The sequence below is a fragment of the Candidatus Cloacimonadota bacterium genome, assembly GCA_016932035.1.
Taxonomy (GTDB): Bacteria; Cloacimonadota; Cloacimonadia; order JGIOTU-2; family JGIOTU-2; genus Celaenobacter.
This window is the reverse complement of sequence record JAFGDR010000043.1, coordinates 35,929-58,963: the sequence shown is the minus strand read 5'-3', so window position 1 is coordinate 58,963 and position 23,035 is coordinate 35,929. Positions and strand designations below refer to the sequence as shown.

General features: G+C 38.2%; 20 protein-coding genes and 1 tRNA gene. 8 read left to right on the top strand and 13 right to left on the bottom strand.

The genetic code is table 11. From position 1 onward, the window contains the following. Positions 1–54: 54 nt before the first annotated feature. The 8 genes from JW794_08110 to lon form a co-directional block, all read right to left on the bottom strand. Entirely contained in the window at positions 55–819 is a 765-nt protein-coding gene (locus JW794_08110) for a PD40 domain-containing protein (protein ID MBN2018073.1), read from the bottom strand. A 218-nt stretch (positions 820–1,037) separates the two neighbouring features. Beyond that, positions 1,038–2,435, bottom strand: a complete 1,398-nt coding sequence (thyX, locus tag JW794_08105; GenBank protein ID MBN2018072.1) for an FAD-dependent thymidylate synthase — start codon at positions 2,433–2,435, stop codon at positions 1,038–1,040. Further along, positions 2,436–3,230 (bottom strand): deoxyribose-phosphate aldolase, encoded by a 795-nt coding sequence (deoC, locus tag JW794_08100; GenBank protein ID MBN2018071.1) that lies wholly within the window; start codon positions 3,228–3,230, stop codon positions 2,436–2,438. Beyond that, complete coding sequence (locus JW794_08095) at positions 3,223–4,098, bottom strand: Tpl protein (GenBank protein MBN2018070.1); 876 nt, start codon at positions 4,096–4,098, stop codon at positions 3,223–3,225. Before JW794_08095 ends, deoC begins: the two co-directional genes overlap by 8 nt. 8 nt (positions 4,099–4,106) lie before the next feature. After that, complete coding sequence (locus JW794_08090; protein MBN2018069.1) at positions 4,107–5,339, bottom strand: hypothetical protein; 1,233 nt, start codon at positions 5,337–5,339, stop codon at positions 4,107–4,109. A gap of 2 nt (positions 5,340–5,341) precedes the next feature. Further along, complete coding sequence (meaB, locus tag JW794_08085) at positions 5,342–6,298, bottom strand: methylmalonyl Co-A mutase-associated GTPase MeaB (GenBank protein ID MBN2018068.1); 957 nt, start codon at positions 6,296–6,298, stop codon at positions 5,342–5,344. A gap of 17 nt (positions 6,299–6,315) precedes the next feature. After that, the gene (locus tag JW794_08080; GenBank protein MBN2018067.1) at positions 6,316–6,549 is read right to left on the bottom strand and encodes a DUF4911 domain-containing protein; all 234 of its coding nucleotides are present in this window, start codon (positions 6,547–6,549) and stop codon (positions 6,316–6,318) included. After that, positions 6,550–8,898, bottom strand: coding sequence for an endopeptidase La (gene lon, locus JW794_08075; protein ID MBN2018066.1), 2,349 nt, complete (start codon positions 8,896–8,898; stop codon positions 6,550–6,552). It abuts the gene before it with no gap. Between the two features lie 130 nt (positions 8,899–9,028). Between lon and JW794_08070 the strand changes: the two genes are divergently transcribed. Then, positions 9,029–9,105, top strand: a tRNA-Pro gene (locus JW794_08070). Between the two features lie 26 nt (positions 9,106–9,131). Here the strand turns inward: JW794_08070 and JW794_08065 are convergent. Both JW794_08065 and JW794_08060 read right to left on the bottom strand, forming a co-directional pair. Further along, entirely contained in the window at positions 9,132–9,329 is a 198-nt protein-coding gene (locus JW794_08065; protein MBN2018065.1) for a hypothetical protein, read from the bottom strand. 157 nt (positions 9,330–9,486) lie between these two features. Beyond that, on the bottom strand, positions 9,487–9,819 hold the full coding sequence (locus tag JW794_08060) for an integration host factor subunit beta (GenBank protein ID MBN2018064.1): 333 nt from the start codon (positions 9,817–9,819) through the stop codon (positions 9,487–9,489). 104 nt (positions 9,820–9,923) lie between these two features. Here JW794_08060 and JW794_08055 point away from each other — a divergent pair, with 104 nt between their 5' ends. The 7 genes from JW794_08055 to JW794_08025 all read left to right on the top strand — a co-directional run bounded on the left by JW794_08055 (position 9,924) and on the right by JW794_08025 (position 17,309). After that, the gene (locus JW794_08055; GenBank protein ID MBN2018063.1) at positions 9,924–11,243 is read left to right on the top strand and encodes a DUF2851 family protein; all 1,320 of its coding nucleotides are present in this window, start codon (positions 9,924–9,926) and stop codon (positions 11,241–11,243) included. Between the two features lie 91 nt (positions 11,244–11,334). Further along, on the top strand, positions 11,335–12,654 hold the full coding sequence (der, locus tag JW794_08050) for a ribosome biogenesis GTPase Der (protein ID MBN2018062.1): 1,320 nt from the start codon (positions 11,335–11,337) through the stop codon (positions 12,652–12,654). After that, positions 12,651–13,325: a glycerol-3-phosphate 1-O-acyltransferase PlsY gene (gene plsY / locus JW794_08045; GenBank protein MBN2018061.1), complete on the top strand. Its 675-nt coding sequence runs from the start codon at positions 12,651–12,653 to the stop codon at positions 13,323–13,325. Before der ends, plsY begins: the two co-directional genes overlap by 4 nt. Positions 13,326–13,328: 3 nt before the next feature. Next, positions 13,329–14,714 carry an amidophosphoribosyltransferase gene (purF, locus tag JW794_08040; GenBank protein ID MBN2018060.1) on the top strand — a complete coding sequence of 462 codons (1,386 nt, stop codon included), beginning with the start codon at positions 13,329–13,331 and terminating at the stop codon, positions 14,712–14,714. 80 nt (positions 14,715–14,794) lie between these two features. After that, positions 14,795–15,790 (top strand): D-glycero-beta-D-manno-heptose-7-phosphate kinase, encoded by a 996-nt coding sequence (gene rfaE1 / locus JW794_08035; GenBank protein ID MBN2018059.1) that lies wholly within the window; start codon positions 14,795–14,797, stop codon positions 15,788–15,790. Then, entirely contained in the window at positions 15,787–16,251 is a 465-nt protein-coding gene (gene rfaE2 / locus JW794_08030) for a D-glycero-beta-D-manno-heptose 1-phosphate adenylyltransferase (GenBank protein ID MBN2018058.1), read from the top strand. Before rfaE1 ends, rfaE2 begins: the two co-directional genes overlap by 4 nt. 101 nt (positions 16,252–16,352) lie before the next feature. Next, entirely contained in the window at positions 16,353–17,309 is a 957-nt protein-coding gene (locus JW794_08025) for a radical SAM protein (protein MBN2018057.1), read from the top strand. Positions 17,310–18,087: 778 nt separating this feature from the next. On the opposite strand, the gene JW794_08020 is transcribed toward JW794_08025, so the two are convergent. The 3 genes from JW794_08020 to JW794_08010 form a co-directional block, all read right to left on the bottom strand. Then, positions 18,088–20,178 (bottom strand): lamin tail domain-containing protein, encoded by a 2,091-nt coding sequence (locus JW794_08020; GenBank protein ID MBN2018056.1) that lies wholly within the window; start codon positions 20,176–20,178, stop codon positions 18,088–18,090. A gap of 28 nt (positions 20,179–20,206) precedes the next feature. Then, entirely contained in the window at positions 20,207–20,671 is a 465-nt protein-coding gene (gene purE, locus JW794_08015) for a 5-(carboxyamino)imidazole ribonucleotide mutase (protein MBN2018055.1), read from the bottom strand. 66 nt (positions 20,672–20,737) lie between these two features. After that, on the bottom strand, positions 20,738–22,987 hold the full coding sequence (locus JW794_08010; GenBank protein MBN2018054.1) for an endonuclease: 2,250 nt from the start codon (positions 22,985–22,987) through the stop codon (positions 20,738–20,740). Between the last annotated feature and the right edge of the window lie 48 nt (positions 22,988–23,035).

Here is a 23,035-nt window from a genome sequence, read left to right as displayed (position 1 = left end):
GGAGTTTAGATATAATTATAGAAAAGATAATCTGTTCCATTTTTTGATCAATATTCACTTTGGTCCGATTTTTATATAATCACCTAATAATTTATTAACTGACACTTCAATTGGAAAACCTGCTGATATTTCTGAAATGAGTTTTATGATATCCGAACCATCATTGTTCATTGAGTAGAGACCTTCATTAGTTCCACTCTTCGTGAAATAAATTGTTTCTCCATCTGAAGAGAAATGTGGCCAATTTAGGAAATAATTACTTGTTAATAAAGTGTCTTTTCCCAAATTTGTTAAATCAATTGTACATATGTGATAACAATCTTTTATGCTATTCCATGAATCATATATAACTTCATTTCCATCAGGTGCAAAGGATGGTTGTCTTTCAAATACATTATTCGTATATGTAAGTCTTTTTAGATTCGAACCATCCATATTTACATAAAAGAGATCATCTTCAGAGATAAATACTACCTTGTAACCATCTAAAGATAGTGCAGGAAATTCCTGCTTTACTTCCAGAGTATCACTTATTTTGTTAATATTTGAACCATTATAATCAATTGTATAAAGGTTATTGTTTTTACCTCGATATAATATTAATGGTCTATTAGGGACGAACTGTGCATATGAGGAAAATCCATCAAGTAGTTTTAATAAACCACTTCCATCTGAATTCATCATATATAAACAATCCTCGTAGAAATCGATATAAACATTTTCGTCAAAAATACATGAAGATAGGAGTAATATCAAAATTGAAGATAAAATAATTACTGAAAGCTTAAAAACAGCCTTAAGATTATCCCGTGTTTTCATAAAATTCACCTTACCTCTTTTTGAATAAAACGGAAATATTTAGTCAATATAATTATAATCTAATAACATAAATCGATACTTTTTTATCAAGAATCTCTTAAACAAGATCTGGCTTCATTACTCCGCCGAGACAGGTCGGAATCTTGTTTTACATTTTTTATCAGCGCTAATCTTCTTGAACTTGTCCGCCTACTGGTGGATCTGCGGGAAACTGTGTGCTATTCTTCTACATTTCCATTGAATTTTGGAAACTGATCTTTCCCACATATCAGACGGGTGGTGAGTGGAGCTACTTCTCGTGCTTCTTCTATAATTATATCTGCAAGGTAGCGAATATCCCATTGCGCATGTTTGTCCTGACGCAGTCGGGAAAAATGACATAACTCGCGCATATTGCATTTAAAAAGAACAGTTTTATGATGGGCATTGGTCAGGATGTAATTCCGAATTTCAGGATAACTTTCAGATAATATCTTATACATCTGTTCAGTTCTATTCATAATTCTTATGAACAGATCCTTTTGCACTATCTTATCTATACTCTTTGGCATCGTATAACCAAATCTCGGGCTATAATCTGTTGAGATAATTGTGGCGATCCTATGACGTTTGAGCTGAGCAAAACATGATGAACTAATATTTACCTGAAAAAGCATATCAGCTAATTCAAATTCGCGCGGCAAAGAGTCATGACATGATAGATTATTCAGATGACTATCAAGAATCTCCTCTTTTTCATGAGTGGTCATTCTTTTAACATCCTCAAGTACTGCCTGATAGTCTCTTCCTGTGGAACGAAAGAGCAAACCGGCGAGTATTGTTTCATCCGCTTGAGGTGTGTGGGATAGAAGTATACATTTATCGTTTTTTGACTGAGATCCCTCAGCAACATCGGTTCGATATTTTTCCATATCAAAATCAGACGGTTCGATGTAGCGAATGAGAGAAGGTGTAACTTCTTTGACATTCTCATATAAACTGTCTGCAAGATTCTTTGCTTCAGATAGATTAAGTGCATATAAGCGTTTGAGAAGATGTTCGAGGCTCCGTGCGTTAAGCGTCATTCCCATCTGAGTCTGCGTTGCCATGGAAAGTACATATCGCGCATCCTCTTTAGCTCTGCCTTCAAGCTCTTTTTTAGGAAGCGATGATGTCTGTTCAAAGTAATTTTTCAGTTGTTCAAACAGGATACGATACGTTTGGTTTTGTTCTTGGATCATATCGTTGTATTGTGTTACTATGACATTATCGTGTTGTATCTCTTCGGGGATGATATAATCACCATCAAGTGTAACATATCGCTGCGATTTTTCGGTAAAAGAAGCCAGCCTGGTACGTTGTACAAATTCAGTCAGATAGCGGGAAATACCGATGATATCAAAGTTAAACACTGCATGCTCTGCAATGGCACTATGTCCCATTTCAAAGACAATTTTTTTATTTGATCTTCTGGATTTTTCTACATCAAGGATTGCATCCGTTCGAAGATCATCCACCGATTTCTTCGATCTGCTTATTCGAGCATATGCAGCAGAGATCGTCTCTGGAGTGAAATTTCCTTCTTTTGAGGTTAACTGGGTGACATCAATATTATAGCCAGCGAGAATGACCTTCAATTACACTCCGATAATAGAGAGACTGCTGCTTGCTCCGATACGGTTTGCACCAGCAGATATCATTTCCAGGGCTGTTTCCGTGTCCCGAATCCCACCTGACGCTTTCACGCCCATATAATCTCCCACAACGGTACGCATGAGCATAATATCATCGACTGTTGCACCTGATTTGGAAAAGCCGGTTGAAGTCTTAACAAAATCAGCTCCAGCTTTCTTAGCTATCAGGCATGCAATTATTTTATCACGCTCATTAAGCAGGCAGGTTTCAAGAATAACTTTGAGTCTTGCTCCGTTTGCATGGCAGAGTTCAGCGATCTTTTCGATCTCTGTGAGTACGTAATTATAACCTTGCTCCTTTAGTTCGGCAATATTCAGAACCATATCGCATTCTGTGGCACCCTGTTTCAGTGCAAGCTGTGTTTCTTCAAGCTTTGTGTGGGTAAGATTGGCTCCAAGCGGAAATCCAATGACAGAACATACCACTCGTTTATCCATTTCTTTCTTAGCGAGTTTGACATTGTATGGATTGACGCAGACTGATGCAAAATCATAAGTTCGGGCTTCCTGGCATAACCTGATAATTTCAACGCTTGTGGCATCAGGTTTAAGATTGGTATGATCAATATACTCCGCAAGTTCTTCCTGAGATGGCAACTCATCCACCACGGAATAAGAGTTGTTCTTATACCCGCATACTGCACATTGAAGACAAACCTCGTGGGCTCCGTTACATCTGGATCGAGAATTTTCATCCAGAGGCCAGAGTTCGAGTGCAATCGATTTAATATTATTCATCATCTTGTCTCTTATTTTTTTTAGGGGTGATTTTTGCTTGAAATTTTGTTTTTTTCTTCTTTATCTTATCTTCAAGATAATCATCAAAGCTAATTGTCGTGAGAACGCCATTTTCATCTCTTAACTCGATTCTGAGTGTTAAGAAATTGTTCTTTTCAACGGTCATTTTCTTATTGTTAAATTCTATCTCTTCACCGATTTCAGGATACTTCTCTGCTTCTTCTTTGTAAAATTCTTCTTCATATGCAAGGCAGCAGAGCAATTTTCCACATAATCCGCACATCTTTGAGGATGTAACGCTTACATTTTGGTCTTTCGCCATTTGTATGGTAACTCGGTCAAAATTCAAGTTAAGATTTTTACAGCATAATTCTCTTCCACATGGTCCAATTCCGCCAAGCCGCTTGATCTCTTGCCGTTCATTAATTTGACGAAGTTCTATTCTGGTTCGGAAGATACGTGCAAGTACTTTGAGAAAATCTCGAAAATCAACACGTGTTTCAGCCATGAAATAAAACGTCAACTTGTTCCCATCAAACTGGTATTCGACATCAACCAGATCCATTTCAAAGGGCTGATCCTTAAGTGCATTCAAGAATTTTTCTCGGGCATCTGCCTCTTTTTCATGGATGCGGTTCATCTTTTCGATATCATCATCGCTTGCTTCGCGGATGATCTTTCGTATTGTATAATGATCGGGTAGTTCGAGTTTTTCTCTATCTAGAGGATAGTTGCCCACACAACCAAGGTCTGCACCTTTTTCTGCTTCCACGATCACATACTGCCCTTTTCTAACTTCTATGTCATGGGGATTTTCGTAATAACGCTTTTCGTCACATTTGAATTTTACTTCAATAAGTCCATTCATATTTAATCCTATAAAAATATTTTTCGTAAAGGTGCAGATCGTTCAAAGCAACTTTCAAGCAATTTTTTCTCTTCATCAGACAGGATAAGTCCGCGTCTTGATTTGACGATCTCGGCAGTTTGGAGCATCTTTTTAAGATGATATTCACCAATCTTGTTTGCACTTCCAATACTGAATGATGGAATAAAACCGCTGAATAACAACGATGAATACAAATTGCATCCAACACCTACTACAATACCTGTATTAAAAGTTGTGTTGATCCCGGTTTTAGTATGATCCGCAAAAACAGCCCCAAAAAATTGTGATTCTGTACTTATAAACGTTCTTTTAGGATAATAGAATGTTTTTACGTGATCATAATTGTTCTTGAGATCGCTGTTATTTGTATCTGCACCGATATTGACCCACTCGCCGATATATGAGTGTCCGAGAAATCCTTCATGCTGCTTGTTTGAATAACCTTGAATGATCGTCTCCTCTATCTCACCTCCAACCTTACATACTTTCCCTACCGATGTGCCCTCGTAAATCTTTGCCCCTACTTTGACCTTGCTTCCTTTTCCAATATAGACAGGTCCTTTGATCACAGCTTGCGCCATTATGTGCGCATCATTATCCACAAGAATCGGACCTTTTGTGGCATCGAGAACCACTCCGGGCTCAATTGTCACATTTTCGCAAAGAAAAATATCCTCGGCATTGAGAACATGGAACGTACCGTCCTGGATATGGTAGTTAATTTTATTTTTGATACAATTAGCATAGTCCTGCTGGATTTGGTATGCATTCATCGCAACTAATTCACATATATAATCGATTGGGCGTATCTCAGTTTGGATTTTGTTGATATCGGAAAATAATACAGTCAATTGTTCAGTTGAGATGACTTTCTTCTCTTTGATGTCGATCCGGGCAGCTATACATACACCTTCATTAAAAAGACTGGATCCGACTTCAAGCGTACTAATCCCTTTTAATATATTTTCATTAAAAAGCAATCGACCATTAATGAAGAGATATGTTCCTTTTTCAAGCTCGTTTATTGCATAATTGTATCGTTCTTGATAAAGTTCTTTTAATTCCTGGCGGACAATGAAATATTTTTTAGCATCAGGATAGAAATAAGAGATTTTCTGTCTAAGTTTGAGTATCCCGGATTTCAGATCAAAAGAAGCTCTTGTATACGTGAGCGGGAGAAACTGATCCCATGCACTATCTTCAAAGATACAGAGTTTCATGGTCACTCCACAGGGTCATTATTTTTGGATTTCTCGATGAGAGAAAGTGAAATTGTCAGGGGATCTAATTTATTGTCAAACACATTGTTGATGAGTAGTTCAATTTCATTATCTGTAACAATATTATTTTGTATGTGAGAAAGGATTGATTGATGAAGATTATTCATGATCTCATTCTTGATACGTTCACGACGCCGGATGGTCAGCGAACGATTTTTCTTCTGGATTTCTTGATGATCGAGAATAGCGTGATACAATTCCTCAATGCCAATATTTTTAGGGGCGACGATTTTTACAATGGGCTTTTCTGAAGTTTTATTATCTCCGATCTGTTGGAGCATTCGTAACTCCGATTCGATCTTATTACTTCCCTGTCTGTCGCACTTATTAATTACGAATATGTCGCCGATCTCCATAATCCCAGCTTTCATGACTTGTACGCTATCCCCAGAACCGGGTGTTAGAACCAGTAATACCGTATCTGCATATTTTACTATCTCAACTTCGGATTGTCCCACTCCTACAGTTTCAATAATAATATAATCACATCCAAGAACAGATAGTATTGTCACAACATTATTGGTTGCAGGAGCCAGTCCTCCCAGATGACCTCGAGATCCCATACTGCGTATAAAAACATTTTTATCAGTTGCGTGCTTTTGTAATCTAATCCTGTCGCCAAGAATTGCACCTCCGGAGAACGGGCTTGTTGGATCAATGGCGACAACACCAACTTTTTTTCCATCATGTCTGAATTTCTCAATAAGCCGGTCTGTAATCGTGCTTTTCCCAACACCGGGTGCACCTGTAATACCAATGACATAACTTTCTTTTTTATGAGGATATATCTTTGACAGAATCTCCTGTACTTGTTCCTGGTTTTCTATATTGGTTATTAGTTTCGCTGCGGCTCGGAAATTCCCTTTCAGCAAAAGATCAATCTGGTGTTCGATGTTCATGAATGATGATAAAAGTTCTATTCCTGATACTCTTGAAATGAGATGAGAATATTGTCTATATCGTTTTTGAAGTCAAGTGTGTATACGATTTTGAGTAAGTTCTCATCCTTATCGATGGTAGTATAATGACACATGCCTTCAACTGTTTCCAGAATATATCCGAGTAATTGAAGATTGTTTTTATCGATTTTTAAGATCATCTCTTCAGAATGTCCATCAAGTGGTGTTCTGGACGTTATTTCAAAATACATTTATACGACCTCAACTTTTTCATGCAATGCATGAGAAAGCACCTCATCCATTGTCTCAACTGCGATAATATTAAGCCCCTTTTTTATCTGTTGTGGTATTTCGGTCAACTCTCTAAAATTTCTTTTTGGAATGATTATATTTTTGATCTTGGCTCTCTGCGCAGCAACGAGTTTCTCTTCTAATCCACCTATGGGAAGAACATCGCCCATAAGGGTTATTTCTCCTGTCATTGCATGATCCACGCGAACTTTTCTTTTGGACAGCGCTGATATAATCGCTGTGGCTATTGTAATTCCTGCAGAAGGTCCATCTTTGGGAATCGCTCCTTCGGGAACATGGATATGAATATCTTTGCTCTTATAAAAATCTTTTTTAATACCGAATTCAGCATATCGAGCACGGGTATAGCTTAACGCTGCATTTGCACTTTCCTTCATTACATCGCCGAGTTTTCCTGTCAGGACAAGATTTCCCTTACCTTCAAGAACGACTACTTCAACCTGAAGAAGAACACCTCCAACAGATGTCCATGCAAGTCCATTTGCAACACCAACATTATCCTCTTTCTTAACATCCGAATAAAGATACTTCTCGATACCGAGATACTTCTTGATACTGTTCTCAGATATTTTGTATGAATTTTTCTTCTTATCCTTAAGATATTCACGAACGATCTTCCTCAAAACGGATGAGATGTTTCTTTCAAGATTTCGTACACCAGCTTCCCGTGTGTAATTACGGATGATTTTGAGAAATGCATTTTCAGAAAATTCAACTTTAATTTTATTATTAAATCCATGCTTATCAAGTTGCTTTTTTAGGAGAAATCCTTCCGCTATTTTGCATTTTTCAATCTCAGTATAACCGGGTAGGGTAATGATCTCCATCCTATCCTGGAGAGCAGGTGGGATTGAAAACAGATTATTGGCTGTTGTGATAAAGAGTACCTGCGAAAGATCGTATCCGACTTCGAGATAATGGTCGTGGAATTCGAAATTTTGTTCGGGATCAAGTACTTCGAGAAGGGCAGCAGATGGATCACCACGAAAGTCCATGCTCATCTTATCAACTTCATCCAGCATAATAACAGGATTTTTTATCCCGACTCGTTTCATCGCTTGAATGATAATCCCCGGCATTGCACCAATATATGTCTTCCTGTGACCGCGAATTTCAGCTTCATCGCGTACGCCACCGAGAGAAAGACGAACGAATTTTCGGTTGAGGGAACGAGCAATAGACTGACCAAGTGATGTTTTCCCTACTCCGGGAGGTCCAACAAAGCATAGTATCTGCCCTTTGACCTTTTTAACCATCTTCAGCACTGCAAGATATTCAACAATACGTTCTTTTATCTTACTAAGACCATAATGATCTTCGTCCAGGATTCGCTCAGTTTCAGAAAGGTCGAATCGTCCCTTTTTTTGATTGTTCCAGGGTAGATCAGTAAGCCAGTTTAGATAGTTAAGAGAAACAGAATATTCGGGAGATATTGGATTTGTTCTGCGTAATTTACTGAGTTCATATTCAGCCTTTTCAAGTGCTTCTTCGCTGAGTTTCAGCTTTTTTATCTTCTTTTCAAGCTCTTTGACTTCAACATTTTGGTCATCAGAAAAACCAAGTTCTTTTTGGATCGCCTGGAGTTCCTGATTAAGGAAGTATTCTTTCTGGCTTTTTGTAAGTTTACTCCGCACCTCACCAGCTATCTTTTTTCGTATTTTCAATATTTCGAGTTCTTTTGAAATATGCTCGATAAGATCGAAGATCCTCTCCATCAGCTTCGTTTCCAGCAGTTTCTGTTTAATGTCAATATCCAGCTCGATATTGGATGCCATAAAGTCTACTTTATCATCCATTGACTTCAGATTTTCATAAGTGATAAGAACATCATCTGAAAAATTCCTACTTAGATTACCATACTCTTTGAAATCATGTTCCAAGGTTTGCAAAAGGGCAAGATTCTCAGGGGTTTCCCTCAGGATTTCTTTTGGAATAAGATCTAGTTTAGCACTTGTATAGTCATCAGTAAAGTAGAGTTCTTCAATTCGTGCTCTCTGCAGTCCCTCGACAAGAATCCTGATTGTAGCATCGGGCATTTTCAAGATTTGCAATATCTGACATACTACTCCCATCTCGTACATATCATCTTGCTGTGGATCCTGTGTATCTGCTTTTTTTTGCGCAACACAGAAGATTATCTTGTTTTTTCCATAAGCTTCTTCCGTTGCCTTTATCGAGTGCGTTCTACCGATAACAAGCGGAACAATCATTTGAGGAAAAATTACAATATTTCGCGTAGGAATGATTGGTAATATATTGTTCTGTTCTTTGAGAATTTTCTCTGTCATATATACATAAAACCTGAATTTTTACAATAAATAATACCTTTGCACATACATTTGTCAATTAAAAGTATTGATCAGTCGGTCCCACTTTTTCTTGACAGACGATTCTATGGAAAAGGTTTTGATTCCCTGTCGGGATGTAGCGCAGCCCGGTAGCGCGCTTCGTTCGGGACGAAGAAGTCGCCGGTTCAAATCCGGCCATCCCGACCATTATTTTACCAGTGAATGTTATATTACTATTCTTTTTTATGAGACTTCACATACGACGCAATGAGGAAGAATATTCCAAATAGAATAAAGGGATTTGCAGCAAGAAAATAGTTTTCATGCTGCAAAAGAATATTACTATGTGGAAAAAAGATCTTGTCGACAACACCAAGAATTAATAATATAGCCGCAACAATAGCACTGAGTTTTGCGAGGATCTTGTACATATAAGGTACTCCATTTTTTATATGTGTGCTATTAAACCGAGCAAAGCACCATTATTTCTTTTTATGACGATTCTTTTTTAGTCTCTTTTTACGTTTGTGTTTATTGATTTTAGCTTTTTTTCTTTTTTTCCCGCAGGGCATTTCAACTCCGAAAAGATTAATTGTTCTTCATTACCTCATCAATAAAGAATTTTGAAAACTTAAAGGTGGGGACAACTCGCTCTGGAAGGTGAACAAGATCCTTGGTATTAGGATTACGTGCGATACGCGATTTGCGAACCTTATTTTTGAAGGTTCCAAATCCTCTAAGTTCAATGTGCTCTCCATTGATCATACTAACTTTAATATTATCCAAGAGTGCATCAACTATAATTTTCGTATCTTTTAAGATTATTCCAGTTTCCTGGGAAATTGCCTGAATTAAATCAGCCTTGGTCATGGTGCCTCCATGGATGGATTTTTTTCTGTAATTAGCGACTAATTTGTGCATTACAAATCTTGTGTCAAATTTTATATGAAAAAATAATTATCAATGTAAATAAATTGACAAAAATTATTATATTTTTTTTGTGTTTTCATGAATTCGAGGGACAGATGAAAGAATATATTGCGGAAAATTTTCTTTACCATATCTGGGATGAACAGCATCTCAAAGATTCAATCAATACAGAATCAGGTGAGAAGTTAAAAATATTGTTCCAAGGAAAATGGAATACTGATGCGGGACCTGATTTTGTGAATAGCATCATACTTTTAAACGACACTAAACTACAGGGAGATATTGAAATACACAGACATGAGTATGACTGGAAAGCTCATAATCATCATGAAGATAGCAGATACAATAATGTTATTCTCCACGTAGTGTTTTCCAATGACCAGAATGCAATCTCTACAATCTCTGAAAATGGAACTCATATTCCAATTTTCGAACTCCAGCACAATCTCGATCAACAGATCGAAAAACTCTGGAAACGATACGGACATAAGCCCTTCGATACTTCTCAGCAAAAAACAATCGAATGCTTGCTTATAAATAAAATTGAAGATCCAAACGAACTGCATGATATTTTGACTGCATTTGGAAAAGATCGTTTTCAAAAGAAATGCAAACGGTTCTCTGCAGAACTCTACAATTCAGATTTCAACCAGATCCTATTTGAGGGTATTCTCGAAGCGCTTGGATACGGTAAGAACAAGATGCCTTTCTTGAAACTTGCAAAGCTTCTCCCCTACCAGAAATTGAAATCCTTCATGCATGAAATTCACGACTTACAAGATGTCTTTAGCATACTTGTTTATACTTCCGGACTGAATTTGAACAAGTACAATTTTAATTATATCAATGAAGATCTTATCAAGAGATACAAAAAAGTTTGCTCGCTTCTGAAAAGCAGCTCTTTCACGCAACTCCAAGAGAATGATTGGAATTTCTTCAGATGCCGACCACAAAATCATCCGATCAACCGGCTCTTGCAGATAGCTCCTTTCCTATTTGAAACACTCAAACAGGGCACACTCATAAATCCTATTATTGCTCTTTTCAGTTATGGAGATGGGCAAACTGTCGATGCCCGGCAGGTTGAACAAGATTTCATCAAATTAATCAATAAAGATGAACATACATCAATTGGAAATGGACGAAGCAGAGATATCTTTGCAAACATAATCCTGCCTATTTCTTTTGTGTATGCACAAACATTGACTTACGACAAACTTATGAACGTTATCTCACACGTATACTGCATGTTACCAAAACTCTCAGAGCATTATATTACAAGCTATATTTCGACGCTTTTGCAAAAAGGTATCAACTTCAAGATCAACCTTTTAATGCAGCAGGGCATGATCCAGCTCTACTATCAATTCTGTTCAAAACATGAATGTGATAATTGTATTGCAAACCTTCAATAATATTGCATTAACCGAATCCAAATTAACAACGATCATTCCACGAATTATTTGACAACCTTTTCTCCCAAAATCCCAGTGTAATTTATTACGTATGGCTACCCCTATTGTTGCAATTGTTGGACGTCCAAATGTGGGCAAATCAACCATTTTTAACCGGATGGTGAAGAGGAAACTTGCGATTGTTGATGAGCAGGCAGGCGTAACACGTGACCGAAAATACTATCATACAGAATGGAATGGTTACCCCTTTATTGTTGTTGATACCGGAGGTATTGTTCCCCGCACAAAAGATACGATAACAAAATCAATAAAAGCTCAAGCTGAACTGGCTATAGAAGAAGCAGATCTGATCGTTTTCGTAGCTGATGGTACGACCGGAATCGCTGACTACGATCAGCAAATCGCAAAAATGCTGTTCCCTGTTCAGGATAAAGTGATCTTCACTGTGAATAAGGTAGATAATGACAAACGGGAGATGGAACTCTATGAGTTCATGAATCTTGGATTTGGCGAACCAATCGGCATCTCTGCGATCAATGGAAGAAATTTCATCGAATTGCTTGACCAAATCGTTAACAAACTCCCCTCTATAAGTGGAGCTGATCAAGATCAAAATGCTGATACAATAAAAATAGCAGTTGTGGGTAAACCGAATGTCGGAAAGTCATCATTAGTAAATAAGATCATTGGACAGAATGCTGTTATTGTCACTGATATCCCTGGTACAACCCGTGACTCTGTGCATCTGCACTTCGCGTTCAAAGACCAGGATATGACGATCATAGACACTGCTGGATTACGGAAAAAAAGCAAAGTGAATTTCGGTATCGAATATTTCAGTAATCTCAGGAGCCTGAGAAGCATTGAGGATTCGGATATCGTACTTGTTCTGCTTGATGCACAAGAAGAAGTATCGGTACAGGACAAGCGGATCATTGAGTATGCTCAATCTCAGCTTAAAGCAATCATTCTTGTCGTAAATAAATGGGATGTCATAGAAAAAGATCATAAAACTGCGAAAGAATACGAGGATGAGATAAAATATACTCTTAATTTTGTCGATTATGCTCCGTTGATCTTTATCTCTGCAAAAACCGGTCAGCGTGTCAACAAGTTATTGGATCTCATACTCTACGTGAATCAACAAAGAAACAAACGAATCTCTACTCACGAGATGAATGAGTTCCTGACAAGAATTACCAGCCAGAATCCTCCAAAACATCCATCTCATAAGCGCATCAAATTCTATTATGCATCTCAGGTTGAGACCGATCCCCCTTTGTTCCTCTTTGTTGTTAATAATCGAACACTCGTTACAGAAAACTATAAACGGTACATACATAACCAACTCAGGACAGCATTTTGTTTTGATGGAATAACAATAAAATTAAAATTTAAGGATAAAACGTGATCCTCATCATATCTCTTCTCATCGCTTATTTCCTCGGAGCAATCCCGAGTGGCTTCATTCTCGGTAAGCTGTTGAAAAAAATCGACATCCGGGAACATGGAAGCAAAAATATCGGCGCAACAAATGTACTTCGTACCCTCGGTGTGATCCCGGGTATTGTTTCTCTTATCTTCGATTTCTTCAAAGGTTTTTTTGCCGTAGAGATCGGAAGGATATTACTCTCTCAATCGTGCGAACATACAATATTTGGATTTAACCCGTGTCTTGATTATACAAATCCGCAAACCTATCAGATCGTCATCGTAGCAATAGGATTAGCTGCAATTATCGGGCACATTTACCCTGTTTTCCTCAAATTCCGAGGTGGAAAAGGTATGGCAACAGGCGCAGGTGTGTATATGAACCTTCTACCGATCCCATCTCTTATTGCAGTTGGCGTGTTTCTTATGGTAGCAGCGCTTTTTAGATATGTTTCTCTTGCCTCTCTTACAGCGACCCTATCGTTCATCATTGTGGAGGTTGTCCGGAACATACCGGATTTCAATGAAATTCCTTTACTCATTTTAACAATATGTACAGCTATATTGATCATATATCGTCATAAAGAAAACATTTCCCGTCTTCGAAACGGCAAAGAATCAAAAATATCTTTTAGAAAGAAAATAGAATAGCACATGTGCGGAATCATAGGCGTTTATAAAAAGGATACGAAAAGCAGTAACGCATCCCAACTTGCTGTTCTCGGGCTATTCGCTGAGCAACACCGCGGACAGGAAAGTTGTGGAATTGCTTACCATAACGGCTTTAAGATACAACTCATGAAGAAGATGGGACTTGTAAAAGAAGTATTCAACGATGTAACACTGAAGTCAATGAATTCACATATAGCATTGGGACATGTCCGATACCCTACAAAGGGATCATCAAATATCGGCAATGCTCAACCTCACATCTTGCGGAATCTTTCAGGTCCAAAATTCGCACTCGCAAGCAACGGCGACATAGTCAATTACAAAACTCTCCGTTCTCAACTTGAATCAAAGGATGTTTATTTCGAATCTGATAATGATGGTGAACTTATTCTCAAATATATTGCGTATTATCATGAGCGGGAAGGATTATCAGTTGTTGATTCTATCACAAGGGTGATGGAAAATTTCGAGGGTTCCTATTCAACAATTTTGATGGTTAAAGATGAACTCTACGCTTTTCGCGATCCCTTTGGGAATAGACCCCTTATTCTTGGGGAGTTAGATGACAAAACATTTGTTCTCGCTTCAGAATCCTGTTGCCTGGATATTATCGGTATGAACTTTGTAAAGGAAGTTTCTCCCGCTGAGATAATTCATATCGATAAAAAAGGATTGCAATCGATCAAGCAAGATCCGCACCAGTTCCGAAGCAACGAACATGAAGCACATTGTGTATTCGAACTGATCTATTTTTCCCGTCCGGATAGCATTGTATATGATCATACAGTATATTCTTTTCGAGAACACATTGGAGAAAAACTTGCAGAGAAGGAAGATATCATAACCGATGTCGTGATGCCTGTGCCCGACTCCAGTAACTTTATTGCTCTGGGATATGCAAAAAAACTGGGCATGGATTTCAACTTTGGTCTGATTCGAAATCACTATGTAGGACGGACATTTATTGCACCGGAACAGACGATCCGTGATGAGAATGTTAGTCAAAAATTCAATCCCCTGCCAGGATTTCTTAAAGGAAAAAAAGTAACCTTGATCGACGATTCAATTGTGCGCGGTACAACGTTGAAAAAAATCGTTTCAATGGTTCGAAAGCACGGTGCAAAAGAAGTGCATGTCCGTATTGGTTCGCCCATGGTTAAATATCCTTGCTATTATGGCATCGATACTCCGACCTACGAAGAACTGATCGCTAATCAGAAGTCGGTTGATGATATTGCAAAATATCTCCATGCAGACTCGCTCAGATATCTGACAGTAGCTGAATTGCAAGGCTTGGTGAAGGACAGGAAAAATTTCTGCTTTGCCTGTTTCGATGGGGACTACCCCATCAGCTTAAAGAATAAATAGTGACAAAAATATCTGTTCATGAAATATTCACATATTAGAATTTACGTGTTTTTTTGCGGTCATTGTTTCTAAGGAGTACTATGCAAATAGATGGACGAAAACTTACGGATATATTGAAAAAAATACGTTCAAAAAAGATACTCGTTATCGGCGATCTTATGCTCGACCATTACATCATAGGAGATGTTGATCGGATTTCACCTGAAGCACCGGTTCAAGTGGTCAAAGTAGAAAAAGAAAAGTTCGGACCGGGCGGTGCTGCAAATGTGGCTCAAAACATCAAAGCACTGGGAGCAATTCCTATAATTTTAGGTACTGTTGGTGATGACGAAAGCGGAAAGAGATTAAGGAAAATCTTCCAGAAAAATGGCATCTCAGATGATGGTATCATCATGCGCAAAGGTCATCCTACTACACAAAAAACACGTGTAATCGCTCGAAACCAGCAGCTTGTTCGTATCGATTTTGAAAAGGATGATGAGATCGACGGCTCTGTATTTGAGCAGATAAAGACATTCGCAGAAAAGACTGTCCCAAAGGTCGATGGCATCATTATGCAGGATTACAATAAAGGATTACTCACAAAGGAACTCATTCATCTTTTTACTTCTCTCGCACAGAAGCATGATACATTTGTCGGAGTTGATCCCAAGGCAAAAAATTTCTTCGATTATAAAAATGTTACACTTTTCAAACCTAATAGAAATGAAGCTGAAAAGAATCTCCAGATCTCCATAAGATCAAACGAAGATCTGAAACATGCAGCTCAAGAGCTTATGGATCGACTGAATTGCTCGTATATTGTTATAACTCTCGGCTCCAAGGGGATGTTCATTTATGATGACAAAAAGCACGACTGGCAGATACCGACCTTTTCTCAAGAAGTCTATGATGTATCCGGTGCCGGTGATACAGTGATCAGCACACTCATGCTTGCAATAAGCGCGGGGTGCGACGTCAAAACCGCATCCATCATCGCAAACCATGCAGCTGGTGTTGTGTGTGGAAAAGTTGGAGCAGCAACTGCATCTCCCGAAGAAATCATTCACTCATTCAAAGAATGGAATGCATCATGATCGCAACAAGAGAAGAAATAGCAGATATTGCACAAAATTTACATCTATCAGATAAAAAGATCGTTTTTACCAATGGATGTTTCGACCTCATTCACAGAGGTCATATTGAATATCTGAAGCTCGCAAAAGAATGCGGTGACATACTCATTGTTGGGCTCAATAGTGATGATTCGGTTAGAAGACTAAAAGGTGTTGACCGTCCCATTAATTATGAGCAGGATCGAGCTGTCGTTCTTGATAATCTCAAATCGGTCGATTATGTTTGTATTTTTGATGAGGACACACCGTACGAACTCATTAGCATTATCAAACCTGATGTACTTGTGAAAGGTGGAGATTGGGCTATTGATGATATTGTCGGAAGTGATATTGTGCTTGATCGTGGTGGTGAAGTAAAAAGTCTCCAATTTGTTGAAGGTAAATCAACAACTGATATAATCGAGAAGATAAAAAATCTATAATACATAAACAATGTCATCCTGAGGTTGCCAGTCACGGCGTAATCCCGATCTATCGAGATGAAGTCGGATCGAAGGATGACGAAATCTCAATAAACGATTTAATGAGTATGCATACATATAAAAATTGTTCTCTATGTCCTCGGGAATGCAACATTGACCGAACGAATGGACAACTTGGGTATTGTGGCGAATCAGATCAGCTTCGTATCTCAAGTATCGGAGCCCATTTTGGTGAGGAACCCCCTATCTCAGGAACAAATGGATCAGGAACAGTTTTTTTTACCGGATGTTCCCTGAAGTGCTGCTACTGCCAGAATTATCAGATCTCATTTGATGGACTTGGTGATTACTATACGTCTGATCAGGTTGTTGAAGAAATCCTTAAACTGGTGGGATCATATAATATCCACAATGTAAATTTTGTTACTCCTGATCACTTTTTACCCCACACGATTGAAATCGTTCAGTTATTGAGAAAAAAAGAGATCAATCTTCCCATACTTTACAACATGTCAGGATATCAGAAGCTTGAATCGGTGAAAGCGCTGGAAGACTACGCAGACATTTTCATGCCTGATTACAAGTATGCAAACAGAGAACTGGCAAAGCAGCTATCCCATGCAGATGATTATCCAGATAAAGCAATTAAGTCTTTGATCGAAATGGTTAACCAAAAGGGTTTCCTTAATTCTTTTACTGAGAAAAAACGTATTGCGACAAAAGGAGTACTTGTCCGACATCTGATACTACCTGATCAAGTTCAGAATTCCAAGGATGTACTCACCACTCTCTTTCTAGAATTTGGAAAAGAAATTCCCATAAGTTTGATGTCGCAGTATTATCCTCCCGCTCGTTTGCAGAGAAATGATGATTCTGATCTGAGATACCTTTTAAGAAGGATCACCTTACAGGAGTTTGGGGAAGTTTATGAACATACGTTCAGTCTTGGATTTACTAATATGCTGGTGCAGTATCCCCACGATTTTGTTGTAGAGGGAGACAAAACAGATTTTGTTCCAGACTTTAGGAAAGAAAAACCGTTTAAGGGAAATAGATAACTTTTAAAAAACCATATAACCACAGAGCACACTGAGAACACAGAGATTATCAGTAATATTCTAACATTGTTTATTGTTCATTATTTTGATAGGAGCAATTTTGGATAAGTTTACTATTTGCTTTGCCGCGACTTTTAAGTCGTGGAAACAAATGGATCAAAAATAAATAGGACTTTAGTCCTTATATTTGGATTAAAACCCTAATTCTTTTCTTTCTTACACCACGAGCTGAAGCTCGTGGCTATTCAATCTTAATTCCGCATAAAAACTCAATCCTTAAAACACCCTCTTTGTTATCCTGGTCCCGATTAATCGGTAGAAGGATCTCCATGATTGATAATTTATCCTATCTGCGAGAGCTTCGACCAGTCTTCAATTCGTTTCGCCTTGACAAGCAGGCTCAGGGTGACAATGTTTGTTTTATGTGAGGATATTCCTTCTCCTTGATAGGAGAAGGTCAGGATGAGGTAGATAAGATCGATTTTGTTCCAGACTTCAGGAAAGACAAACCGTTTAAGGGAAATACATAGAAATTCTCATTCACCAGATAGTGCTGTCTTCATTTTGCTTTGCCGCGACTTTTAAGTCGTGGTTCAATAAAACAACCTCTCCCTTTTATTCCCTCTCCTTTGAAGGAGAGGGTTAGGGTGAGGATATCATCCGCTATTATTACCTTTCAGTCTTCTCCGCCGGCTGACGGATACGACTCGACAAGACAGCGTGATAAAAAAAGGGCTGGTCGTAACCAGCCCTTACATAATATATGTGATAATATTGTTTATCTCATTAATATCATACGCTTAGTTGCGTAATCTTTACCATTTACCTTAACAGCATATAGATACACTCCATTTGAAAGTATCTTACCTGCATCATCTTTTCCATTCCATTCGAATTCAACAATCTCATCTGCAGTCACCGCTGTTGTACTATAGGTTTTGACCAGTTCACCTTTTACATTGTAAATAGATAAATCGACCATACCTGATTGTGTGAGTGCAAAAGATATTCTGGTACTTTGTGAGAAGGGGCTTGGATCTGCTGAGACATTATATGCTGTAGGTGGAACAACTTGCTGTCCGGGATCATTGGGGTCAGGAATAGTAACATGGGCAACCATGTTATAATGATGAACTGTGCCGCCGTAATCCACACTTTCAAGCCAATAATAATATGTTTGCTCAGTTTGAAGTTCACCAATATCTGTATAGATATAATCCTGCTGTTGTGTGGTTGTACCATGTCCTTCGATCATACCGGTGATCTTATCAGCAGAAGTGAAGTCTTCGGTTATATTTCTGTAAATAAACCAGCCAATATTATCATACTCAGACTTTGTTGACCAGTAAAGGGTTGGTTTGCTATTAATGTATTGGGCAGTGAAAGTTGAAAGGGTGACTGGTAGAGTGTGACCATTTTCTGCACCAGGTGTACCCGTACTAGATACTGCAGTCCATGAATCTAATGTATTTCCAGCTGATGTTGAAGTTCTTTCATAATCCTTAGAATCATCCCATATAAAGGGAGTACCATCGTCACCATTATCATTAAACTCATCAAGTACTTCAGCTTTTGAGGTTGTTAAATATATATCTACACCATCATCACCACCATTAAAATAAAATGAACCTCCTGCGGCAAAATCAGCATCAAAGCTGTATTCAGAATTAAATCCAGTATTATTTTGTGTTAAAACCATATAACCACCTGCTTCAATATAACCCGATAAATCGTATGTACCTGAAACAGGGCCAGGATTCGAATTGTAATATCTTGCTTGTATATTATTAAGACTTATTGTACTGGATGTATTATTATAGATTTCCATAAAACCGTTATCATTACTTGCATTACCATCTGCGTCATCACCAACTATTTCAGAAATTATCAGATCACCTATTGATGGTTCAACAGGTGTAGTTCCTGTTACAGCTCCACTACAACTAACTGTTTTACTTGTAGCACCTGAAGAGGTCGCAGAAATATTTTCATTATTATAGCTATTTACACTTAATCCAGCTTTTAATCTGACATAAATAGTCGTTGAGTTAACTGTTCCACCAGATTGAGTTAAAGTTATTGGATTTGTAGCAACAAAGGAACCACCAGTTCCCGTAGAAATTTGATAATTTGTTGGGGAAGTAATAGAAATATCTGCTGATAGGTCTGATCCCTCAGCTGTGAATGATTGCTCTGAAGAAGGACCATTTCCAAAAACATACGTAAAGTTGTTTAAAGATGTAGTACTAAGAGTAATTGTTGGGGTTGCAGCTCCAATCCATTGAGCTGGATCAAAGTCATCAGGTGCATCTTGTGGACCATCTCCCCCCCCACTATCATTATCAATATTCCATTCATTAACATCCCAAGTTGTATTTCCAGTTGTAACTGTTCCTTTTCTCTCAGCACGTCCATCCTCAAATTCATGAGTTGTACCTGTGCCGTCTTCGCCGGGAACACCAAATTGATCAACTAGAGTTCCACTGCCGTTATACAATTCCAAATTGTCATCACCATTACTACCTGCAACATTATCATATGCCCCATCAAATTGATTAGCACTGACACCATAAACTGAAAGGAAGTGGCCATCATTTGTTCCTGTTGCAATAATATAGAAGCCTCCAGCTGGTATTGTACCAGTTAAATTTAAAGTTTGACTTACAGAAGCAGAAGCATTGGTATATTTATCAATTCTCCAGCTGCTTCCCTCGGAAAAATCCACTGATGACACACCCGAATTGTACAATTCTATGTAACGAGCAGTAGCATCATTGTTTGGATCCGCTAACTCTGTAATAAAAACATCTCCATATACTAAGTTAACGCTAAAAAATAATACAACAACTATCAATCCAACTTTCTTCATCTTTCTCCTTCCCAGCTGAACAATTTACTTAATCGTTCCAACCAGTTCGATATTTTTTTAATTTTTCCTTATATTCATCATTATGCAAACTTAAAATTGAGACTGCAAGGTAGGCAGCATTTTTTGCACCGGAATTACCAATACCAACACCGGCAACAGGAATACCAGTGGGCATCTGAACTATCGAGTAGAGCGAATCAATACCATTCAATGCGGAGCCGGGAAGGGGAACACCAATTACGGGAATCGTTGTCATTGCAGCAATAATGCCAGGAAGAGCAGCAGCCATACCAGCAAGCGCAATTATTACCTGTATTCCAACCTTTTCTGAATCTTTGGCAAGTTTTTCAGTTCTTTCTGGATTTCTGTGTGCGGAAGAGATATGCATATCGTAGGGCACACCAAAATCTTCGAGTACCTGCTGCGTCTGCTCTACGTACTGCATATCAGACTTACTACCTGCAATAATTCTTACGAGTATTTTTTTATCCATATTTTATTCATTCTACAATAAGAATGTTAAGTACTTATAAAAAATACAAAAATTTATGTAAAGTTTTTATTGTAAAAAAATGATCTTTCCATCTGAGATGTCTTTATCATTGAGGATCAATGAGTAAAAATACATCCCATTCTTCACAGGTTTTCCTTTTCCATCTTTCCCATCCCAAATATACATAACCTTTTCATCAGTACTCAAGAATCTATTATCAAAACGTTTGACCAACTCACCTTTTACATTAAATATCTCGAGCACAACATATCCTGTTTCTTTTGAATTGAAAGAGATCTGGGTTACATCAGAGAATGGGTTTGGATAAGCATTCGTTGTATAAATGTTGGGGATTGGAATAGAATTATTGGGGTCAGGATCTTGTGGAATGAAAAGCTGAGCAATTCGGTCATAATGATGGATCGTCCCACCATAATCGATGCTTTCCAGCCAATAGTAGTATGTTTCTCCCATTGAGATGTCTGTTTCATCATTATAAATGTATGCTTGAGTTTGTGTTGTGGTGCCGTATCCCGAGATCAGCTCGGATATACACTGTGCAGATGTAAAATTATTTTCATTATTCCTATAAACCAGCCATCCGGCATTATCGGTTTCCGATTGGGTGGACCAGTAAAGAGTTGGTTTATTGTCCAGATACTGAGCAGTAAAGGAACTGAGTTCGACCGGAAGGGTAAAATCTCCAAAGCTGGTAAGATCGTAACCTGTTGTGTTATTTCCAATCCAGTTCGATGCATTACTCACTGTTGAGAGACATGCTGCTCTTGAACTAAAATCTGTTGCTCCATTATACTTCACATTATCATATTCCTGAACCGCGCAAGCAGTTGTGCCGTTAGTTAAACCTGCTGGTAATGCGGAAGTATTCGAGGATGATGCATCCGCTTGCCAAACAGCGTTACCTTCAATGTTTAGACCATATACAAAAAGCGGGGTGTCAGAATCACCCTGAAATATTAAAAGTTGATCTCCTGAAGTCGAAAATTCGAAATTTCCTGTTTTATCTATGAAATCACCAGAAGATTCATTCTCTGAATAATTAATAATTGTAAGTGCTGGTAAATCTTCAGGAAATATATATTTCATCCAACCTTCGTATTCATAAAATGATCCGGTACTTTTCCAGCCATTATCTGAAAATGTAATTTGAGTTCCATTTAGGATATCAACCGTTGTGAGGAAAGTAAAATCATCCGGATCAGAGGTATTCATACCAAGTAATACAATATCACCTTGTTCTAAAACCTGGTACTTCCTATGATACCCATCCTCAATTGTATTATCATTGAGATCCTTTACATTGTTCACAGTTAGGTTATAGGTAACACCTCTTGAAAGAGCTGGAACAGTCAGTTCTACAATCGAGTTATTGCTTGCAACACCTCTTGTAGCTCCTGACGGATTACCGATTCCGTTATCAATCGAGTAATTGGTCGTTGTTTCCGATGTCGTTTCATCCACGGATTCCGAGAAGTGAACATATAGTATCGTTGATGATTGCACAAAAATATTCGTTATTATAGGAGGAGTAATATCCGTTGGAGTGTTTCCCCAAATTGATTCTACATATGTTGGATGATCGATAAAAGGATTTCTATTTCCCTGGTAGTCATAGATATCATCGTTCCTGTTCTGTTCAAGAGTACTAACCCCATCAGCATTATTCCATGAAATAAGAGTACTCAACATGTCCACCCCTCCTTGTGTGAGGTCCATTTCGTATCGTACGGAAAAATACAGCAATGCTCGTGCTGCATCACCCTTATGTTCATCGTCAGGCTCGAAAACCGTATCACCCAAGGTGTTTGTACCTAAATAACTATAATAATCTCCTGCAGAGTTATATGTATGCGTTATCGTATTAACATTATCCATAGGATAATTACTTCGGGAAGAATTCACACCTTCTTCAACAGGGAATAAATGATGAATGTCTGCTTTTGCAATTGCTTGTTCTGGAATGCCCTGAAACCAACTCTGACAGAATGTATGCTCGCAATTTATACCACTCGGTGCACTATATGTCCCTTCCGTATGAGCCACAGCATAGCCAGTATAAACACATGTAACAGTATTACCATGATTATCAAAATATGCGTACATTTGCCCACGAGCGCCCGTTGATGAAGCATCATAGTTTGTATTTGTATTATTATCTATGATATCATGCAGCGCGTTTTTAAGATCTGTTCCGGACAAACCCGAAGCAGAATCGTAGTATCCTGCAGGAATTTCTGCGAATAGCGAGATTTGTATTATGATGCTGATAAGTATCAGCGATATGCCCAATTTCATACAGGATGAATGTTCGAAATGGAACGATTTATCTGTCAATTTTCTAGA